Source organism: Paenibacillus sp. 8b26 (genome assembly GCF_050626875.1).
In the GTDB taxonomy this organism is placed as follows: domain Bacteria; phylum Bacillota; class Bacilli; order Paenibacillales; family Paenibacillaceae; genus Paenibacillus.
Genome location: NZ_CP192445.1, coordinates 4,530,817 through 4,548,090, shown reverse-complemented (window position 1 = coordinate 4,548,090; position 17,274 = coordinate 4,530,817). Strand labels below are relative to the sequence as shown.

General features: G+C 44.2%; 16 protein-coding genes. 10 read left to right on the top strand and 6 right to left on the bottom strand.

Annotation, left to right across the window (positions count from 1 at the left end):
* The first annotated feature begins 39 nt into the window (after positions 1-39).
* Positions 40-1,170: a tetratricopeptide repeat-containing glycosyltransferase gene (locus ACQ4MX_RS21175; protein ID WP_431087151.1), complete on the top strand. Its 1,131-nt coding sequence runs from the start codon at positions 40-42 to the stop codon at positions 1,168-1,170.
* Between the two features lie 115 nt (positions 1,171-1,285).
* Entirely contained in the window at positions 1,286-2,320 is a 1,035-nt protein-coding gene (locus ACQ4MX_RS21170; protein WP_431087149.1) for a glycosyltransferase family 4 protein, read from the top strand.
* A gap of 9 nt (positions 2,321-2,329) precedes the next feature.
* On the opposite strand, the gene ACQ4MX_RS21165 is transcribed toward ACQ4MX_RS21170, so the two are convergent.
* The 3 genes from ACQ4MX_RS21165 to ACQ4MX_RS21155 form a co-directional block, all read right to left on the bottom strand.
* Positions 2,330-2,581 carry a hypothetical protein gene (locus ACQ4MX_RS21165; RefSeq protein WP_431087148.1) on the bottom strand — a complete coding sequence of 84 codons (252 nt, stop codon included), beginning with the start codon at positions 2,579-2,581 and terminating at the stop codon, positions 2,330-2,332.
* Positions 2,582-2,841: 260 nt separating this feature from the next.
* Positions 2,842-4,692 (bottom strand): beta-glucoside-specific PTS transporter subunit IIABC, encoded by a 1,851-nt coding sequence (locus ACQ4MX_RS21160; RefSeq protein WP_431091377.1) that lies wholly within the window; start codon positions 4,690-4,692, stop codon positions 2,842-2,844.
* A 139-nt stretch (positions 4,693-4,831) separates the two neighbouring features.
* Positions 4,832-6,112, bottom strand: coding sequence for a DUF4038 domain-containing protein (locus ACQ4MX_RS21155; protein WP_431087146.1), 1,281 nt, complete (start codon positions 6,110-6,112; stop codon positions 4,832-4,834).
* 244 nt (positions 6,113-6,356) lie between these two features.
* Here ACQ4MX_RS21155 and ACQ4MX_RS21150 point away from each other — a divergent pair, with 244 nt between their 5' ends.
* Positions 6,357-7,385, top strand: coding sequence for a LacI family DNA-binding transcriptional regulator (locus tag ACQ4MX_RS21150; RefSeq protein ID WP_431087145.1), 1,029 nt, complete (start codon positions 6,357-6,359; stop codon positions 7,383-7,385).
* A gap of 58 nt (positions 7,386-7,443) precedes the next feature.
* The gene (locus tag ACQ4MX_RS21145) at positions 7,444-7,662 is read left to right on the top strand and encodes a DUF5316 family protein (protein WP_431087143.1); all 219 of its coding nucleotides are present in this window, start codon (positions 7,444-7,446) and stop codon (positions 7,660-7,662) included.
* A gap of 46 nt (positions 7,663-7,708) precedes the next feature.
* On the opposite strand, the gene ACQ4MX_RS21140 is transcribed toward ACQ4MX_RS21145, so the two are convergent.
* Both ACQ4MX_RS21140 and ACQ4MX_RS21135 read right to left on the bottom strand, forming a co-directional pair.
* Positions 7,709-9,004 carry an arsenic transporter gene (locus ACQ4MX_RS21140; protein ID WP_431087142.1) on the bottom strand — a complete coding sequence of 432 codons (1,296 nt, stop codon included), beginning with the start codon at positions 9,002-9,004 and terminating at the stop codon, positions 7,709-7,711.
* A 112-nt stretch (positions 9,005-9,116) separates the two neighbouring features.
* Positions 9,117-9,467, bottom strand: a complete 351-nt coding sequence (locus ACQ4MX_RS21135) for an ArsR/SmtB family transcription factor (RefSeq protein ID WP_134912938.1) — start codon at positions 9,465-9,467, stop codon at positions 9,117-9,119.
* Positions 9,468-9,629: 162 nt separating this feature from the next.
* On the opposite strand from ACQ4MX_RS21135, the gene ACQ4MX_RS21130 reads away from it, so the two are divergent.
* From ACQ4MX_RS21130 to ACQ4MX_RS21105, 6 genes are all read left to right on the top strand, one after another.
* Entirely contained in the window at positions 9,630-11,555 is a 1,926-nt protein-coding gene (locus ACQ4MX_RS21130) for a BglG family transcription antiterminator (protein ID WP_431087141.1), read from the top strand.
* Between the two features lie 185 nt (positions 11,556-11,740).
* Complete coding sequence (locus tag ACQ4MX_RS21125; protein WP_431087140.1) at positions 11,741-12,109, top strand: PTS lactose/cellobiose transporter subunit IIA; 369 nt, start codon at positions 11,741-11,743, stop codon at positions 12,107-12,109.
* An 18-nt stretch (positions 12,110-12,127) separates the two neighbouring features.
* Entirely contained in the window at positions 12,128-13,423 is a 1,296-nt protein-coding gene (locus tag ACQ4MX_RS21120) for a PTS sugar transporter subunit IIC (RefSeq protein WP_134912936.1), read from the top strand.
* Positions 13,424-13,513: 90 nt separating this feature from the next.
* A complete protein-coding gene (gene uxuA / locus ACQ4MX_RS21115; RefSeq protein WP_431091376.1) occupies positions 13,514-14,572 on the top strand; it encodes a mannonate dehydratase in 1,059 nt (352 codons plus the stop codon).
* Complete coding sequence (locus tag ACQ4MX_RS21110) at positions 14,565-16,001, top strand: glycoside hydrolase family 1 protein (RefSeq protein WP_431087139.1); 1,437 nt, start codon at positions 14,565-14,567, stop codon at positions 15,999-16,001. Before uxuA ends, ACQ4MX_RS21110 begins: the two co-directional genes overlap by 8 nt.
* 31 nt (positions 16,002-16,032) lie before the next feature.
* Positions 16,033-16,356, top strand: coding sequence for a PTS sugar transporter subunit IIB (locus ACQ4MX_RS21105; protein WP_134912935.1), 324 nt, complete (start codon positions 16,033-16,035; stop codon positions 16,354-16,356).
* A 116-nt stretch (positions 16,357-16,472) separates the two neighbouring features.
* Here the strand turns inward: ACQ4MX_RS21105 and ACQ4MX_RS21100 are convergent, their stop codons facing one another.
* A complete protein-coding gene (locus ACQ4MX_RS21100; RefSeq protein ID WP_431087138.1) occupies positions 16,473-17,252 on the bottom strand; it encodes a M15 family metallopeptidase in 780 nt (259 codons plus the stop codon).
* Positions 17,253-17,274 lie beyond the last annotated feature (22 nt).

The following is a 17,274-nucleotide window of genomic DNA, read 5'->3' as shown; positions in this document are numbered from 1 at the left end:
CATCCCCACCATCTTACAATTAAAGGAGGAGCAAGCAAGATGCAACCACTTCATCCAGCCGATCCGTCTTCACTAGAGAAACACCGAAATCGATACAAGGTAACTGTCTATGCCATCAGTAAAAATGAAGCTCGTTTCGCCGAGCGCTGGATGCGCTCCATGCGGGAGGCCGATATCGTCATTGTGGCGGATACTGGCTCTACGGACAACACCGTTTCCCTGCTGCGAGAGGCAGGAGCAGAGGTGCGTCCCGTCCAAGTAGCTCCATGGCGCTTTGATAACGCCCGCAATGAATCCCTGCGACTGGTTCCCCATGATGTGGATATTTGTGTATGTACGGATTTGGATGAAGTATGGGAGGAAGGTTGGCGAGAAAGGCTGGAAAAGAACTGGGCCCAAGGGACAACCCGGATACTGTATGCCTTTACTCATGGCCTGCCCGGGCAAGACAGCCCCTATACATGGTTTTGGAAGGAAAAAATACACACTCGCCACGGCTACCACTGGATACGTCCCGTTCACGAGGTACTTGAATATATCGGGGAGGGTGAGGAACGCAGCATCCGATCCGACCAGCTCCGCTTGTACCATGATCCCGATCCGCACAAGTCCAGAAGCCAATACCTTCCGCTGCTGGAGCAGTCCGTACGTGAATTTCCCGAGGATAATCGCAACATGCACTATCTGGGGCGGGAATATATGTATCATGGCAGTTGGGAGGAGTGCATCGCTACACTGGAACGCCATCTGGCCATGCCGCAAGCAACCTGGGAGGACGAACGCAGCGCCTCCATACGCTACATTTCCCGAGCCTATGTCGCAAATCAACAATGGCAGGAGGCTACCCGATGGCTGCACCGCGCTATTGCCGAAGCCCCACATTTGCGTGAGCCTTACACCGAAATGGCCCAGCTTGCCTATCGTAACCGGAACTGGCCTGCCGTTTATCATATGGTCGAGGAAGCACTGCGTATTACAACACGCCCGGATACCTACATGCAGGAGCATTTTTGCTGGGACGCAACACTATATGATCTCGGAGCCCTCCCCTGTTATGAGTTGGGACTACTGCGCCAAGCATGTGATTTTGCCAGAGAAGCAGTGGAGCGCTCCCCCGAGGATTCCCGCCTCAGCCACAATTATATGCTGATTCAATCCAGGCTTCCATAGATACCCACACCCCGTCCTTTTGCTGGAATACCTTGGTATATAAGAAGCTTTCGATTGGCCGAAGGGGGTTATTGAGATCAAAGTTCTATTTACCTTTTATATACCCAGCGGCGGCGTGGAAACCTTGAACCGCCAACGCTGCAAGGTGCTCAGCCAAGACGGGATTGAATGCCATCTTCTCTACTATCAGCAGGGTACAGGGATGCAAAACTTGCATGGGGATATTCCCGTGTTTATGACTTCCTCCGAGGAAGATATTCGTAGTCTGATACACACTCACCGTTACGATGCCATCGTCGTCTCGTCGGATTACCAGATGCTCGCCAAACTGCGCATGTTAGGCTATCAGGGTGTGCTAATCTATGAATCACAGGGCTTCGGTCTGCACGTGGAAGCTGCATTGGTAGTAGGCGAAGCCACACCGTTTCTTCAAAGATACGCCAATGCAGTACTGCTGCCCACCACTACACATCTGGTCGAACTGTTTTCCAGCATGTGCCCTTGGCTTGATCGTTATGCATTTCCGAACGTGCTGGATACCAGCATATTTCAGTATGTCCTTAACACTCCCCCGACCAGCCCGGTCATTGCATGGATTGGGCGACTGGAGCCGAACAAAAACTGGAGGCATTTTCTCGATATCTCTTACTGGATGCTGCAAAACCGCGCGGATCTTCGCATCTGGATGTTCTATGATGATACCCTCTCCCAGCCAGAGGATAAGATACAATTCGAGAATATGATGACACAGCTTGGCTTGTCCTCCATTGTAGAACGTTTCAACAACGTGCCTCATGCCAAAATGCCTCTGTATTACTCCATGATTGGCGATTCAGGCGGGTATCTGTTGTCCACTTCGCTGGTAGAGGGTTTTGGGTACGCCGTAGCTGAGGCCATGGCTTGCCGCTGCCCCGTACTCAGCTCTGATTCTGACGGGGTGCGAACCTTCATCGACCACAACGTAACGGGTAAATTTTATACGCAAGGAAATATCTCGCAGGCGGTATTGGAGGGACTGGATCTGATGAACAACGTGCCACAACGCGAATCCATTCGCCAGAAGGGGCTGACAAGGATCGTCGACCTGTTAGCACCGGATAAATATGTGCAATCCTTCCGGCAAATGATGAATGCGCTGGGCGTGAGGTAATTTATTATTTTAGCGAATGTCCGAAAAAGTCACCTTCCATGTTGCCGTCTGTACTCCATCAGAAGTTGCCGTAATGCATCCGTTGACCGCTTCAAACACCACTTCCACCACCACGGGTACGGGTGCCTGGGGAATCGCAATAAGCTCTGTACCTTCGAGTTTCCCCGGTGCTCCGTATATCCGCCATTCAATCTGGCTCCAGTCCATATCCGCTGTACTTTGAGCCAGTGGAATGTGCGGTATAGCGGCCCCTTCTCTCACAAGCAGGACAATCGGATACGAGACGTAAAAACGATTCTCCCGCTCGAATATTTTCTCGCCCGGAGATAATGAAAAGCTGGCCGCAATCTGCCTGTTCAGATCATAAACAGACCGGACGTGGCAAAACGGCGCAGGTCTCCATCCAAGGCGATACAGAAACCATTATCCTAAAAAAATAACTGACGACAACCCGTGTTATCTAACACACCGGTCATCGTCAGCTTCACGAATTTCCTTTTTTAGCACTTTATATTTGGCAACTATCTAATATTTAATAACGAATCTCCAGCATGGATATCCTTTTTCCCTTCAACGATGATATCCGTGTACACGGCTGAGTTGGTTACAATGATGGATGTGGTGAGATCATATCCTTCACCTGCTATAGCCTCTGGATCAAATTCAACCAGCTTGTCTCCTTTTTGAATGGCATCCCCTTCAGAGACAAAAGAAGTGAAATGTTCTCCCTTCAGGCTTACTGTATTAATTCCAATGTGAATGAGCAGTTCAACACCATCCTCAGAGATAAGTCCGATCGCATGCTTTGTTTTGAAAACGGTAACAACCGTTCCGTTAAACGGCGCATAGGCCACCCCTTCTTTCGGAATAACAGCCACTCCCTGACCCATCGCACCACTGGAGAAAGCCTCATCTTTTACAGCGGTTAAAGGAATCAATTCACCGTTCAAAGGACTGAATACCACTTTTTCCTCCACTTTGCTTTCATCTGCAACCTTAATCTCAGGCGTTGGTTTAGCATTTTTATAGCCGAAAAGATAGGTCAGGATAAATGCGAGTACAAAAGCCACAACCAAAGATATGATAAAGCCGATGAAACCTGCATCTATACCTTTTGGATTAATGAACAGAGGAATACCGAAAACGCCGCCTGAGGCAAAACCATATGCCGTTGATCCCAGAAAACCTGCTGTGGCTCCCCCTATACCTGCGGCAATGGAAGCTAAAATAAACGGCTTTTTGGCAGGTAGCGTGACCCCGTAAATAGCTGGTTCCGTAACTCCCATCACCCCCGCAATTGTAGCAGAAGTGGCAATAGGTTTTAATTTAGGGTCACGTGATTTCAAAGCAATGGCAAAGGCCGCACCGGTTTGAGCAAAAGTAGTACAGAACAGCATCCCGTTAATCGGATCAAACCCGTTCGTAACTACATTGTTCAGGAGAATTGGAATAAATGCCCAATGCAGACCAAAGATAATAATGGCCTGCCAGAACCCGGCCAGAACGAGACCAGCTACAGCTGGACTTAACTGGTAAATCCACATGGAGCCATTGGCTAACCCATCGCTGACTATAGTTGATATCGGTCCGACAACCAGAAAAACAATCGGTGATATGATGACCAAGGTCAGAAAAGGCACAATGAACATTTTAATGGAGACAGGTGCATACTTACTTATCATTTTTTCGACCTTAGCTGCCAAAAATGCTCCAATAATGATAGGTATAACAGAAGAAGTATAATTAATCAGAACAACAGGTATGGTCAAAAAGGACAGCGCCGTTTTATCCGTAAAGGCGGAAGTCATGGTCGGATACACCAAGGCGGCCCCCAAAACAGCAGACAGGTACGGGTTTCCTCCAAATTTTTTACCTGCTGAAAATCCTAGAATAATCGGAAAGAAATAAAACATAGCGTCTGCTGTCGCGTATAAAATTTTATATGTGCCCATCTGATCCGTCATCCAGCCCAGGGATGTGCATAAGGCCAGCAGTCCTTTTAGAATCCCCACAGCGGCGAGTACGCCTACAACGGGCATGAACACGCCTGAGATCACATCGACAAATCGGCTGAATAAACTGGATTTCTCATTGTTTTGCTCTTCTTGACTCGCTTGATCTGGCTTTACTCCCATCGTCTCCAAAAGAGCTTCGTATACCTTAGGAACCTCATTCCCGATGACCACCTGAAATTGTCCGCCGCTTTCTACGACAGTAATGACGCCATCAATCTGCTTGATTTGTTCCTTATCAGGTAATTGATTATCCTTCAATTTAAACCTCAATCGGGTTACACAGTGAATTACACTGTTTACATTTTCGTTTCCTCCCACTGAACTTAATACTTCTACGGCTGTTTTTTTGTGATCCATCATATTCACTCCTTCTTGGATGCGCTTTCTATTTTTCTATTTGTAGTAGCTCGATGTGCAATAGCAGCGACAATTATGACGCTTATACCGCCTGCAAGCTTACCCACGATCATAGCTGCCATCATGTTCGTCTTTTGTTTTATTTTGTCCCGATGATCACGACGTCATTTTCAAAACTATGCATTTCCATGACGGATTGATCATCCTGAACGTACACCTCCGTTTGTGCAAATCGTTTCTCCGCTAAATCAATCGTTGTAAACTTGTAATCCTGCACATTTATGCTTAACCGCACCTTTGTGTTAACCGGAATATACAAAACTACGGTATTCTCGTTTCCGGCGGCTCTAATCTCTTCTGTCTTATTTAGAACAATATCCAGCGGCCTAATGCCAACAAGCTTATACATTTCAAACAGATATTTAATAAATGAATAATCCCATGCACCTTCAAAACGTAATGCCGTTCTCCAATCATAGGGACTATCAAAGCCTTCCCCTTCTACGATGCCGAATTTCTTCCCTTTTTTATGCCAGCTCCAAATTCCGTGCGCTCCGTATGTTACTCCTGCTCCCCCACCTGCAAGGAGACTCTGCCATGCTGCTTTTCTGGCATCCAGTGCAGTATATCTGCCATACACATTACGACTATAACTGATCTGTTCATAGCATGGTTCCCCATTAATGACAGGCCGTACATCCGACTTATGATAAAAATGTTGAGCAATCTCATGAGATACATATTGAAATTGTGAATTATGCCCGGATTGATACATATAAAATCCTAGTCCATTGTGTTTTTCAAAAACTTCAGGGATTTCTTTCAATCTTCCTTGAATGTGGAGAGTAGTTAAGCTTTCCGGGCTTACTTGTTGTACAATTTCCAGTGCCTTTAAATAGTAGGCGTTGGCACGTTCTGTCGGAAAATCGGTATCCCCGCTGATCAGAAAAATAGGATTAAATTTGGAAAATCGACTTGCTGCATACGTTACATAGCTTTCAATACATTCAAACGGCATTTTATTGTCCTTCTGAAACATATTAGCCCATGTATCCGGTACATAGTTACACCACAGAAGGACCAAAGCTGGAATAAATCCGCGCACCACAGCCATCTTAATCATGACTTCTGCCCGATCAAAATAAGCTTCGTTTAATGTATGGTAGTCAAAATCTCCATTCTCCATTAAAGCAAACGGCTGAAGGTTCAAGTCCGATTCACTAGCATCCCATTGTCGGAGCATGTTAATTTGCAACACATTGAACCCCTGCATCTTCCTATAATCAAGGTAATCACTCCACTCCTCAATGGTTGCGTTGGTAAACGCGCTCCAAACCGTATCAGCTAAATAAAAAAAAATTTCTCCCTCTTTTGTAAAACTTCTTTGATCTTCAGCAATGTTTAATCTCAAATGAATCACCTTTCCTTCCTTGCTACATTCTTGTTTTTTTCTAAATATAACTAAACTAAAAAACTAATTTTATATTTTTTTCGTAAAATAAACTAAATTAAAGCGCTTTACATCTGAATATTAACATCAAAAATCATAATCGGTCAACATATTTTTAATTATCAAATTTTTAGTTTAGTTTAGTTTATAAACTAAACTTTCTCGTATAATAATGTTATAATTTATGTAGTTTAGTCCAATAGGAGGATCCACATTGAAAATTGATGATATTGCAAGGCTTGCCGGTGTTTCGAAATCTGCCGTCTCTCTTGCTTTTAATAATAAGCCCGGAGTTAGCGAAGAAACGAAGCAGCATATTTTGAAAATCGCTGAAGAACATGAATATAAACCACGAACCATGAAGACAAACAAGGAATTCTCTAAAAATTACAATGTGATTCGTTTTGTTGCGTGCAAAAATACAGACATCGTAACAGAGCATTATGACTCGCTTCCATTTTTTAATGAATTAATTCATCATATTACCAATCAGGTGAGAGAACATGGAAACACCCTTATTTTTTCGTCTTTTGATAGCCATAGCCTTGAAGAAGAATTATCTGCTCTGGAAAAAGACCACCCCTCCTCTGGGGTGCTTCTGCTTGGCACCAATTTAACTCCCGAGGATATTTATTCTATACAATCCATTCATTCCAATATCGTTATTTTGGATACCTGCTTTGAACACGTCGATGCCAGTTTTGTATCCATTAACAACTACCTTGGCGGCTATCAGGCAGGTCAATATTTAATTCAGTTAGGACACAAGAAAATAGGATACGTACAATCCAGTACCAGAATTCTTAACTTTAAAAAACGAAAGGAAGGGTTTATGGCAGCTTTGGAGGAACACAATCTTTCCATAGAAAATGGGCTTACATTTGATTTGAATCCCCTGCTTGTAATGTCACAGGATTCATTTAAAGCAGCTATTCATGAATTGGGTGAGCTGCCTTCGGCATTATTTTGCGAAAATGATTACATGGCGATCAGCGCCATTAAAACGTTTCAAGACATGAACATACGCGTGCCTGAACAAATTTCTGTTATGGGATTTGATAATATTCATGAGGCCAAGGTTATTAGCCCGGAACTCACAACCATTCATGTGAAAAAGGATATTTTGGCCCAAACTGCTGTAAAGTTGCTTATGGAGAGGCTTAACAACAATCAGAAGCATCATACTCAGGTTCTGGTGAATACAGAGGTTATTGAAAGAAAATCTTGTTTAGCCTTAGAATGACCTATGATAAGGTAAACTAAATGGGGTGATAGAGAAGATAACAAGAGGGGGGTTCAACATGATATATGATTATGTGAGCTGGACAGGAGCGGTCTTCATCATACTCGCTATTATTTTAAGTGGAACAGGGGTTAGTGGTGACCGTATGCGTGCCAATTTTTATAATGAACAGGCGGCGGACCCCGAGGGGAAAGATAGAAAAGGCAGATGGAAATGGTCCTTTATTTTTATGATCATAGGTTTACTTTTATCTGCTATCTCTACGATTCTAAAATAAAGCCGCTGGGTAGGCGGCCTGATGATCGTCTCCTTTAGTGTTTAAATCAAAATATCGTCAACCACAAATACAAACCCAAAAGCGTGAAAAAAAGCGTAGGCAAGGTCAGAATTACACCTGTTATAAAGTAGGTTCCCCACCGAATCTTTATGCCTTTAGAAGTAAGCACATGCAGCCAGAGCAGCGTAGCCAAGGAGCCAATGGGTGTCATCTTGGGCCCTAAATCCGACCCGATTACATTGGCGTAAACAAGTGCCTCCCGGATCATTCCCGTTGCGTTCGTAGCATGGATCGCCAACGCATTAATCATGACCGTAGGCATGTTGTTCATCACCGACGAAATGACGGCAGCCATAAAACCCATAGCCATCGTAGCCACAAACATCCCCTCGTCTGCTGCCGCTTGAATAAGATGAGCTAGCAAATCTGTCAAACCCACATTACGCAACCCGTATACTACGACGTACATCCCGATGGAGAAAAATACGATGGCCCATGGCGCGCTTCTCATGACTTCTTTTACAGGTACCACAGGACTTTTACGAGCAATAAATAAGAGAATAACAGCAATGATTGCCACAATTACTGAAACCGGAATGTTGAAAAATTCGCTGATCAGATAACCTGCAAGCAGGAGGGACAGAAAGATCCAGGAAAGCCGGAACATTTTCGCATCCTTAATCGCTTTAGCAGGAGCCGTTACATGAGCAACATCAAACTTCCTTGGAATGCCTTTACGGAAAAAGAGATACAGCACCAACATGCTCGCAGCTATAGAAAAAAAATTCGGAATAATCATGCGGCCTGCATACTCCATAAATGTGATGTTGAAGAAATTGGCGGTCACGATGTTAACCAAATTGCTGACGACGAGCGGAAGCGAAGCCGTATCTGCAATAAAGCCGCTGGCTATGATAAAAGGGAATACCCTTGTTTCTTCAAACTTGAGCGCCCGTACCATCGCCAGCACAATGGGAGTCAGGATCAAAGCGGCACCATCATTTGCAAAAAAAGCAGCTACCACCGCTCCCAGCAAAGTCACATACATAAACAGCCGGACCCCGCTTCCCTGCGCAGCCCTCGCCATATGTAAAGCGGCCCATTCAAATAGTCCGATCTTATCCAGCACCAATGAAATGAGAATAATAGCTACAAAAGCCAGCGTGGCATTCCACACGATTCGGGTTACTTCCCACACATCTTGAATATGAACCACGCCAACAAGCAGAGCCAAAATTGCTCCTGCACAGGCTGACCATCCAATAGACAGGTTCTTGGGCTGCCATATCACCAGCGTCAAAGTTAACAGAAAAATAGTGCATGCCAAGAAAACCGATAACACGCTCAAACCTCCGATCCAAGATGTAACATCATATTAAATCATTTTATAAGCATATGCTTAAATATCAGACATCATTTTCCATGCTCACAGAGGCAACTTTTCCATCGAATCTTTAGCAGGAGCAGGAATTCGAAGCAGGTCCGCAAGCAGCGGTTGGTTCTTCTTTATTTAAAAGCTTCAAAATTTGCTTCTCATCTGGCATACATTGAAGGACCGCTTGAATATGAGGCTTGTCCTCCACATTGAGAGAATAATACACCCACTGTCCGCGTCGAGCTTCTTTTACAATCCCTTGAGACTTTAGCTTTCTTAGATGCTGGCTGATACCCGGTTGCGAAATATCAAAAATCTCGACAAATTCGCACACACACCATTCCCTCTCTTGGAGCAAAGAGAGCATCGTCAGCCGTGTTCTATCACCCAATAGCTTTAATTGATCCGCTACATAAGCCAGTTGGTCCAATATGATCACCTCTTCTCTCTATATAATCATTTGCTTATATCTTAATTGTATACTCAACACCACTCTTTTTCAATACAATCGTATAATCGAATTTTTCACTTTTTCATAACCAATCTACCGTTGTATACTGTTCATCAGAACAGCTATGGAAGGAGGCTCATTTTGCGTATTTTTGATATTCTTCGTATATTGGTTGCAGAACAGTTGGTCAACGGAGAACACTTGGCAAATGTATTGAAGGTATCCTCTCGAACCATACGAACGGATTTAAAGGAATTGGGTGCGCTGTTGTCGAAGCATGGAGCAGCAGTCAAACCTCTCAAAGGATCGGGCTACAAGTTAGAGATTCGGGACGAACAAGAATTTCATCATCTGCTGAAGCAGTTAAAGGATTATGAACATAATGTGCCCTATCCATTAGCGAATTCCTCTGAAGCGAGAAATCGTTTTTTAATGAAAAAGCTGCTGCTCACCAATGCATATATCAAACTTGATGATTTAGCTGAGATCCTGTATGTTAGTCGATCTACTTTACAGAATGACCTCAAAGAACTGCGCAAATTACTGGCAACTTACGGACTCTCTCTGGAGAATAGACCGTATCATGGTATTCGAGTCAAAGGTAATGAGGCCAAGCTGCGTTATTGCATTTCCGACTATATATTCAGTAGGACAGATGAAATAGGCGAGCAGCAGATGCCCCACCCTTCTCTGATCTCTAACGAAGAGATGGAATGCATAAGAGAAGTGATTCTGGATCGCATTGAGTTCAATGATATTCAGTTGTCGGACATTGCCTTGAACAATCTGGTCATTCATATTGCTATAGCATGTAAGCGTATTCGTGAAGAAAGGTATGTTTCGTATTATCCTCAAGAAATGAAAAAAATTGAAGCGCAGAAAGAGTTTATGGTGGCGACTGAGATCGTATCTGCATTAGAACAAAAAATGAAGCACTCCTTTCCACTGGTTGAAGTTGCGTACATTGCTGTGCACCTGCTGGGTGTAAGGACAGTTGTTAGTGCCCATTTAGATGAAGTGGAGATTAAAAAGATCATTGATAAAGATATCTACGAACTGACGATTGAAATACTAGACCAAATTGATCAACAGTTGAAAATGAACATTCACAACGACAAGGAATTGCTGATTGCTTTTTGTCTTCACCTCAAACCGGTCATTAACCGTTATCAATACGGAATGAATTTGCGTAATCCTATGCTGGATGAAATCAAAGCCAATTACCCGCTTGCCTTTGAAGCAGGTATCATTGCTGCGGAAGTCATCAAGCAACGGCTTCATATACACATCGAGGAAAATGAAATTGGGTATTTAGCCATTCATATCGGAGTCGCGATGGAAAGAAAGAAAATGGAGGGCGCACCCAAAAGGTGCATGATCGTATGTGCTTCCGGACTCGGCAGCGCAAAGCTGCTGTATTATAAGCTTCAATCGGTCTTCGGTTCCAGGTTGGATATCGTGGGAACCACTGAATTTTATAAGCTTAAACAAATGCCGTTGGATACACTGGACTTTGTCATTAGCACGATCCCCATTTCAGAACCGCTTTCTGTACCCATGATACATGTGAATACATTTTTGGGCGGTTCCGATATCACTAAAATTGAACAAGCAATCTCAGAGGCAAGACTTCCTGCTGTGCAGTATGTACGAAAAAAATTGGTTTTTCTTCAGCAGAAGTTTGATAACAAACTCCAAGTGCTTGAATTTATAGCCGCCAAAATACACGAAGCCGATCTTGTGAAAGGCCCGCTGCTGCAATCTGTGGTAGAGCGTGAAGCTGTTTCCCCAACTTCATTTGGCAATTTTGTCGCGATCCCGCATCCGATGGAACCTTTCGCTGATTCCACGTTTTGGGCCATCTGTACATTACAAAAAGCCATCGATTGGGATGGCAAACCGGTACAGTTTATTTGTATGCTCTGCATACAGCGCACCAAATCAGAAGATTTACAGAGTATGTATCATATTTTGCTTGAAATCTTAAATAATGAAAAGCTCGTCCAGCAGCTTATCCGCTGCAAAACGTACACGGAATTCGTAGAAGTGCTGCATATAAATAGCTGATGTAATGCAAAGGAGGAACCTGAAGCCTGCAAGGCGGGGGTCTCTCCTTTTTTGGTGATGATGAAGTCATTTAGAAGAGACGATTTTTCCGTTAAGAAGCGGAAAAAGTATGCGTTAAATTGAAAGCGATTCCAAATTATAATAAGCATACAGCAGAAGGCATCTTTTGAAGGGAGATAAGAAACATGAATAATGATGAAACGACAGAGCACGACATGAGTATGGAGGACATGGATGATACAGAAATTGTATTCCAAATTATATTATACGCTGGGAATGCACGCAGCTCGGCCATGGAGGCGATTGAGCTTGCAAAGGCGGGAAAGTTTCAGGAAGCCAAAGAAGAATTAGCCTCAGCTAAAAAAGAACTGGTGTCCTCCCACAAAATTCAAACCAGAATCATTAATAAGGAAGCAGCGGGTGAAAAAACAGAGATGTCGGTCATGATGGTACATGCTCAAGATCATTTGATGAATGCCATCACCATTCGAGATATGGCCTCAGAGTTTGTAGACCTGTATGAACGTATTGATCAATTCGTACCAAAATCGTAGAGGGAGGGGCGCTATCCCATGGCTTTCAAAGACAAACTGGTTGACGGCCTCACATCAGTGGCAAATGCAATCAACAATTTTAAATATATTATAGCGATCAAATCAGCCTTTATCACATTAATGCCTGTCATCATTGTGGGTGCCTTTGCTGTTCTGATTTCCAATATGGTGATGGACCCGGTAAATGGTCTGGCCCATTTTAAACCTTTCTCCTTCCTGGCAGAGTACAAACCGATTTTCTCAGGCATTAACTATGCCAGCTTGAATATCCTTACCATCCTGGCTATTTTCATGATTGGTCTGGAGCTAGGAAAAATTAACGGGGAGAAAAATCTCTTTCCAGGACTACTCGCTGTAATCTGCTTTATATCTGTGACGCCAACCACGATAGAGTTGATGGTTAACGGAGAAATGCAAAAAGTAACGGATGTCATAGCCCGCCAGTTTACGGATACCAAAAGCTTGTTTTTAGGTATTTTCATAAGCATTCTATCCGTTGAGCTGTACAGCAAGCTGGGCAAGTCCGATAAGCTAAAAATTAAAATGCCTGAAAGTGTTCCCAGCAATGTGGCTGTTTCTTTCTCTGCACTCATTCCAACCATCATTACGGTGACTGTCTTCTCGATGCTTGGATTCTTCTTTCATAAATTTACAGGTCTCTACCTGTATGATGCCGTCTATAATGTGGTGCAAAAACCTCTGGAGACCGTGGTGCAAGGACTGCCGGGTATACTGGTACTGATGCTGGTTGCGCAAATCTTCTGGGTGATCGGCATTCATGGGAACCAAATGGTAAAACCGATTCGTGAACCTCTGCTGCTTGGAGCGATTACCGTCAACATGACTGCTTATGAGCAAGGACTGCCGATTCCGAACATTATTACGATGCCTTTCTGGGACGTATACATGAGTATCGGTGGTTCAGGGATTACGCTGGCCCTGTTGATTTGTATTATGATCGCCTCCAAGCGTGAGGATATGAAGGAAATTACCAAGCTTTCGTTTGGACCGGGCCTGTTTAATATTAACGAGCCTGTCATTTTCGGACTTCCGATTATGTTGAATCCATTGATGGCTATCCCTTTCATTATTACTCCGCTTATCACAGGAACGATTGGATACTTTTCGACGTTGCTTGGATTTGCAGGTAAGGCCGTCGTCATGGTTCCATGGACTACTCCGCCTATTATTAATGCCTACCTGTCTACAGGTGGAAGCATTGGCGCCGTCGTAACTCAGATCATTTGTATTGTGGTAGCGATTATCATCTATTTCCCGTTCGTCAAAATTGCCAACAAGCGAACGGCTGAATAATGCGCTACTATAGAAATATATCATTCAATTGAAAGCGTATTCTTAATGGATTGAGGTTAACGCCAACTTTAAAGGAAGAAGCTGATTATGGTGAAAATGACTTTTCGGTGGTATGGCGAGCAGGATTCCATTCCACTCTCTTACATCCGGCATGTCCCCTATATCAAAGGAATTGTAAGCGCGGTTTATACCGTTCCGCCTGGAGAGGTATGGCCTATGGAGCGTATCACTGCTCTCAAGCAGCAAATCGAGGAAGCGGGACTTACATTTGAAGTCGTGGAAAGCGTTCCGGTACATGAAGCGATCAAGCTGGGACTCCCCACCAGAGATAACTATATTGCCAACTATAAAGAAACGCTGAGAAGGCTGGGTGATGCCGGGGTAAAAGTAGTCTGTTACAATTTCATGCCTGCCTTTGACTGGTTTCGTACCGTCATTGACAAGCCTCTTCCCGACGGATCATTGACATTGTCCTTCTCGGGGGAAGAACTGAAAAAGATTGAGCCGATCATTGCTGATTTTACACTCCCAGGTTGGGATTTATCATATCCAAAGAAAGAGCTTCCTGCTTTGATGAAACAGTATAAACAACTGGGAGCCGAAGGGATCTGGGAAAATCTAGCTTATTTCCTGGCAGAAGTGATTCCCGTAGCCGAAGAGGTCGGCGTGAAAATGGCGATCCATCCGGATGACCCGCCATGGCCTGTTCTGGGTCTGCCGCGTATTCTTAGCAAAGAAGCGGATTTTGACCGTCTGCTGGAGCTTCAGCCCAGCGTGCATAACGGTATTACCTTTTGCAGTGGCTCGCTAGGCAGCTCATCAGACAATGATTTACCCAAAATGCTAGACAAATACGCCGCGCAAAAAAGGATTCATTTTGTTCATCTACGTAATGTCAAACGTTATCCTAATGGTGATTTTGAAGAGTCAGCGCACCTGTCAGAATCCGGTAGCATAGATATGGCGGAGCTGATTCATATCCTGCATCGTCATCAGTTTGAAGGGTATGTAAGACCTGACCACGGGAGAATGATCTGGGGAGAACAAGGAAAGCCCGGCTATGGACTGTATGACCGTGCACTGGGAGCGGCCTACTTAACGGGCCTTTGGGAATCAATAGAACGAAAAGGAGAAGCATGTAATGGCTAAACATACGATACAAATTCCGTCGAATTTCATCATGGGTGCTGCGGCTTCCGCCTGGCAGACAGAGGGCTGGAGTGGTAAAAAAGAAGGTCAGGATTCATTTCTCGACCAATGGTACAAAAATGACCGCTATGTCTGGCACAATGGATATGGGCCTGCGGGTGCAACCGACTTCTATAATCGTTACGCCGAGGATATTGCGCTGATGAAGCAGATTGGCCTGACCCATTATCGTACTTCTATTAATTGGTCCCGCTTCTTAACGGATTATGAGAATGTTGTCGTGGATGAAACGTATGCAGATTATATGAGCCGGGTCATTGACGAGTTGATTGCAAGCGGGGTCGAGCCCATGATTTGTCTGGAGCACTACGAGGTGCCCGCTTATTTGCTAGACAAATATGAGGGCTGGTCTTCCAAGCATGTGGTGGAACTGTTTGTGAAATATGCGGAAAAGGTTTTTGAACGGTACGGAGATCGGGTAAAACACTGGTTTACATTTAATGAGCCGATTGTTGTACAGACTCGTGTCTATCTGGATGCCCTTCGCTATCCCTATGAACAAAATACGCGGAAGTGGATGCAATGGAATTATAATAAAACACTGGCAACCGCGAAGTGCGTACAACTCTTCAAGGCAAAAAATTATAATCAGAACGGGGCGAAAATAGGCGTTATTCTGAATCCCGAAGTTACTTATGCCCGATCCAGCGCCCCTCATGACCAGTACGCGGCACATGTGTATGATTTATTTTACAATCGAGTATTCTTGGACCCTCTTATTAAAGGCGAATACCCGCAAGAACTATTCGACTTAATGAGCAAGCATGATATTACATTTGAATCAACCACAGAAGAACTAACAGTGATTAAGGAACATACCGTTGACTATGTCGGGATCAATCTCTATTATCCCCACCGGGTCAAAGCGCAGAGTAAGGCGTGGAATGAAAATATCCCTTTTCATCCCTCTTACTACTATGAGCATTTCGATCTTCCGGGTAAAAGAATGAACAAGTCACGGGGCTGGGAGATTTATCCGAAAATCATTTACGATATGGGGATGCGTATCAAGAACGAATATAACAATATCGAGTGGTTTGTCGCGGAAAATGGTATGGGCATCGAGAATGAAGTTGTCTTCAAAAATGAGGAGCACATCATTCAGGACGACTATCGCATTGACTTTATAACAGAGCATTTATACTACACGTTACAAGCTGTAGAGGATGGTTCGAACTGTACAGGTTATATGCTGTGGGCCTTTACAGACAACGTTTCTCCTATGAATGCTTTTAAAAATCGCTATGGACTGGTGGAAATTAACCTGGAGAATGATCGAAGTCGGCATTTGAAGAAATCCGGCTACTGGTATCAAGCTGCCATCAAAGAACGCTCGTTTGTTGCTGATCTGGATGAAGAGTATAAATAATTAAAAAATCAATTTCTGGAGGCGTTCAAATATGAAAAAAATTATTCTGGCCTGCTCTGCAGGTATGTCGACATCCATTCTGGTTTCCAAGATGAAAAAAGAAGCAGCAGCAAGATCCATAGAGCTGAACATCGAAGCCATCCCCGAAAGTACCATTAAGGAAGAGCTGGAAGGCATTAAAGATTCTGTGATTGCTATTTTGCTTGGTCCTCAAGTACGGATGCGTAAAAAGCCGGTTGCCGAAATTGCAGCTCCCTATGGAATCCCTGTGGATGTCATTGACACGATGGCTTACGGTAGAGGAAACGGTGCCGCCGTGCTGGATCAAGCCTTGAAGCTGGCTGGCGAATCATAATGAACATGTAGACATTTTTCGATGAATAGCAAAAGGCGGCAGTCTCCCATCAGGAAGCTGACGCCTTCCATGGAGGTTAGCTGCCTATCCTTTTTAGTTAAATCGTCCCATATTTCCTATTCCACATCAAAATTGAAGTATGTTTTAGCATAAGGCTCCTTCATCAGCGTAAAGTGCCACCATTCCTTGTTGTAAGGTTTGAAGCCACGCTTCACCATAGCATCCCTAAGGATTTTTCGGTTCGCCTGCTGTGTCTTGCTGATCAGCTTCGTATTGTAATAGGAAATATCACCGAAAAAATCAAACGGACTCCCCATATCGACAGCCTTCCCCGTTTTGATGTGCACCAGCGTCAAATCCACGGTGCTGCCCCGTGAATGGCCGGATTTCCTGGCGATGAAGCCCAGCTTGAACAAATTGCGCTTATCCAGCTTCGGGTAATACTGCTGCTTCATTTTCACATCACCGCTATCCTGCGACCATCTAACAAAATGATTCACGGCTTTTTGCGGACGATAGGCATCGTATACTTTCAACAGATACCCTTTGGCTGCCAGATCGTCGCTAACCCCTTTTAAAGCCGCTGCACCTGTATGGGTCATGATCGCAAAAGGCCCCTTATATCCATCAATCCGTCTGCCGACAAAGTTATTCTCACTATAATAGCGGATTTCATATTGCGCCGCAGGAATCACTTCATCCAGATACACGAATCCCTTGGGCAATTTATTTTTCTTCTCAATGGTCAAGTTCTGCGTAGTACTGCTATCCGTTGTTCCGTCCGAAGCTCCGGCAGCAACAGTTGTACCGGCTGCTAAAGAAAAAGAACCTGCATCCAGCAATAACGTACATGTGACCAGGATGATACCTATTGTTCTTAAAGCCTGCTTCAACATGGGTTCAGACTCCTCCTTTGTG

Excerpts from the sequence above, each read along its gene's own strand:
- ACQ4MX_RS21175 (WP_431087151.1), top strand. The coding sequence starts at position 40 with ATGCAACCACTTCATCCAGCCGATCCGTCTTCACTAGAGAAACACCGA.
- ACQ4MX_RS21160 (WP_431091377.1), bottom strand. The coding sequence starts at position 4,692 with ATGGATCACAAAAAAACAGCCGTAGAAGTATTAAGTTCAGTGGGAGGA.
- ACQ4MX_RS21145 (WP_431087143.1), top strand. The coding sequence starts at position 7,444 with ATGATATATGATTATGTGAGCTGGACAGGAGCGGTCTTCATCATACTC.
- ACQ4MX_RS21125 (WP_431087140.1), top strand. The coding sequence starts at position 11,741 with ATGAATAATGATGAAACGACAGAGCACGACATGAGTATGGAGGACATG.
- ACQ4MX_RS21120 (WP_134912936.1), top strand. The coding sequence starts at position 12,128 with ATGGCTTTCAAAGACAAACTGGTTGACGGCCTCACATCAGTGGCAAAT.
- ACQ4MX_RS21110 (WP_431087139.1), top strand. The coding sequence starts at position 14,565 with ATGGCTAAACATACGATACAAATTCCGTCGAATTTCATCATGGGTGCT.
- ACQ4MX_RS21105 (WP_134912935.1), top strand. The coding sequence starts at position 16,033 with ATGAAAAAAATTATTCTGGCCTGCTCTGCAGGTATGTCGACATCCATT.
- ACQ4MX_RS21100 (WP_431087138.1), bottom strand. The coding sequence starts at position 17,252 with ATGTTGAAGCAGGCTTTAAGAACAATAGGTATCATCCTGGTCACATGT.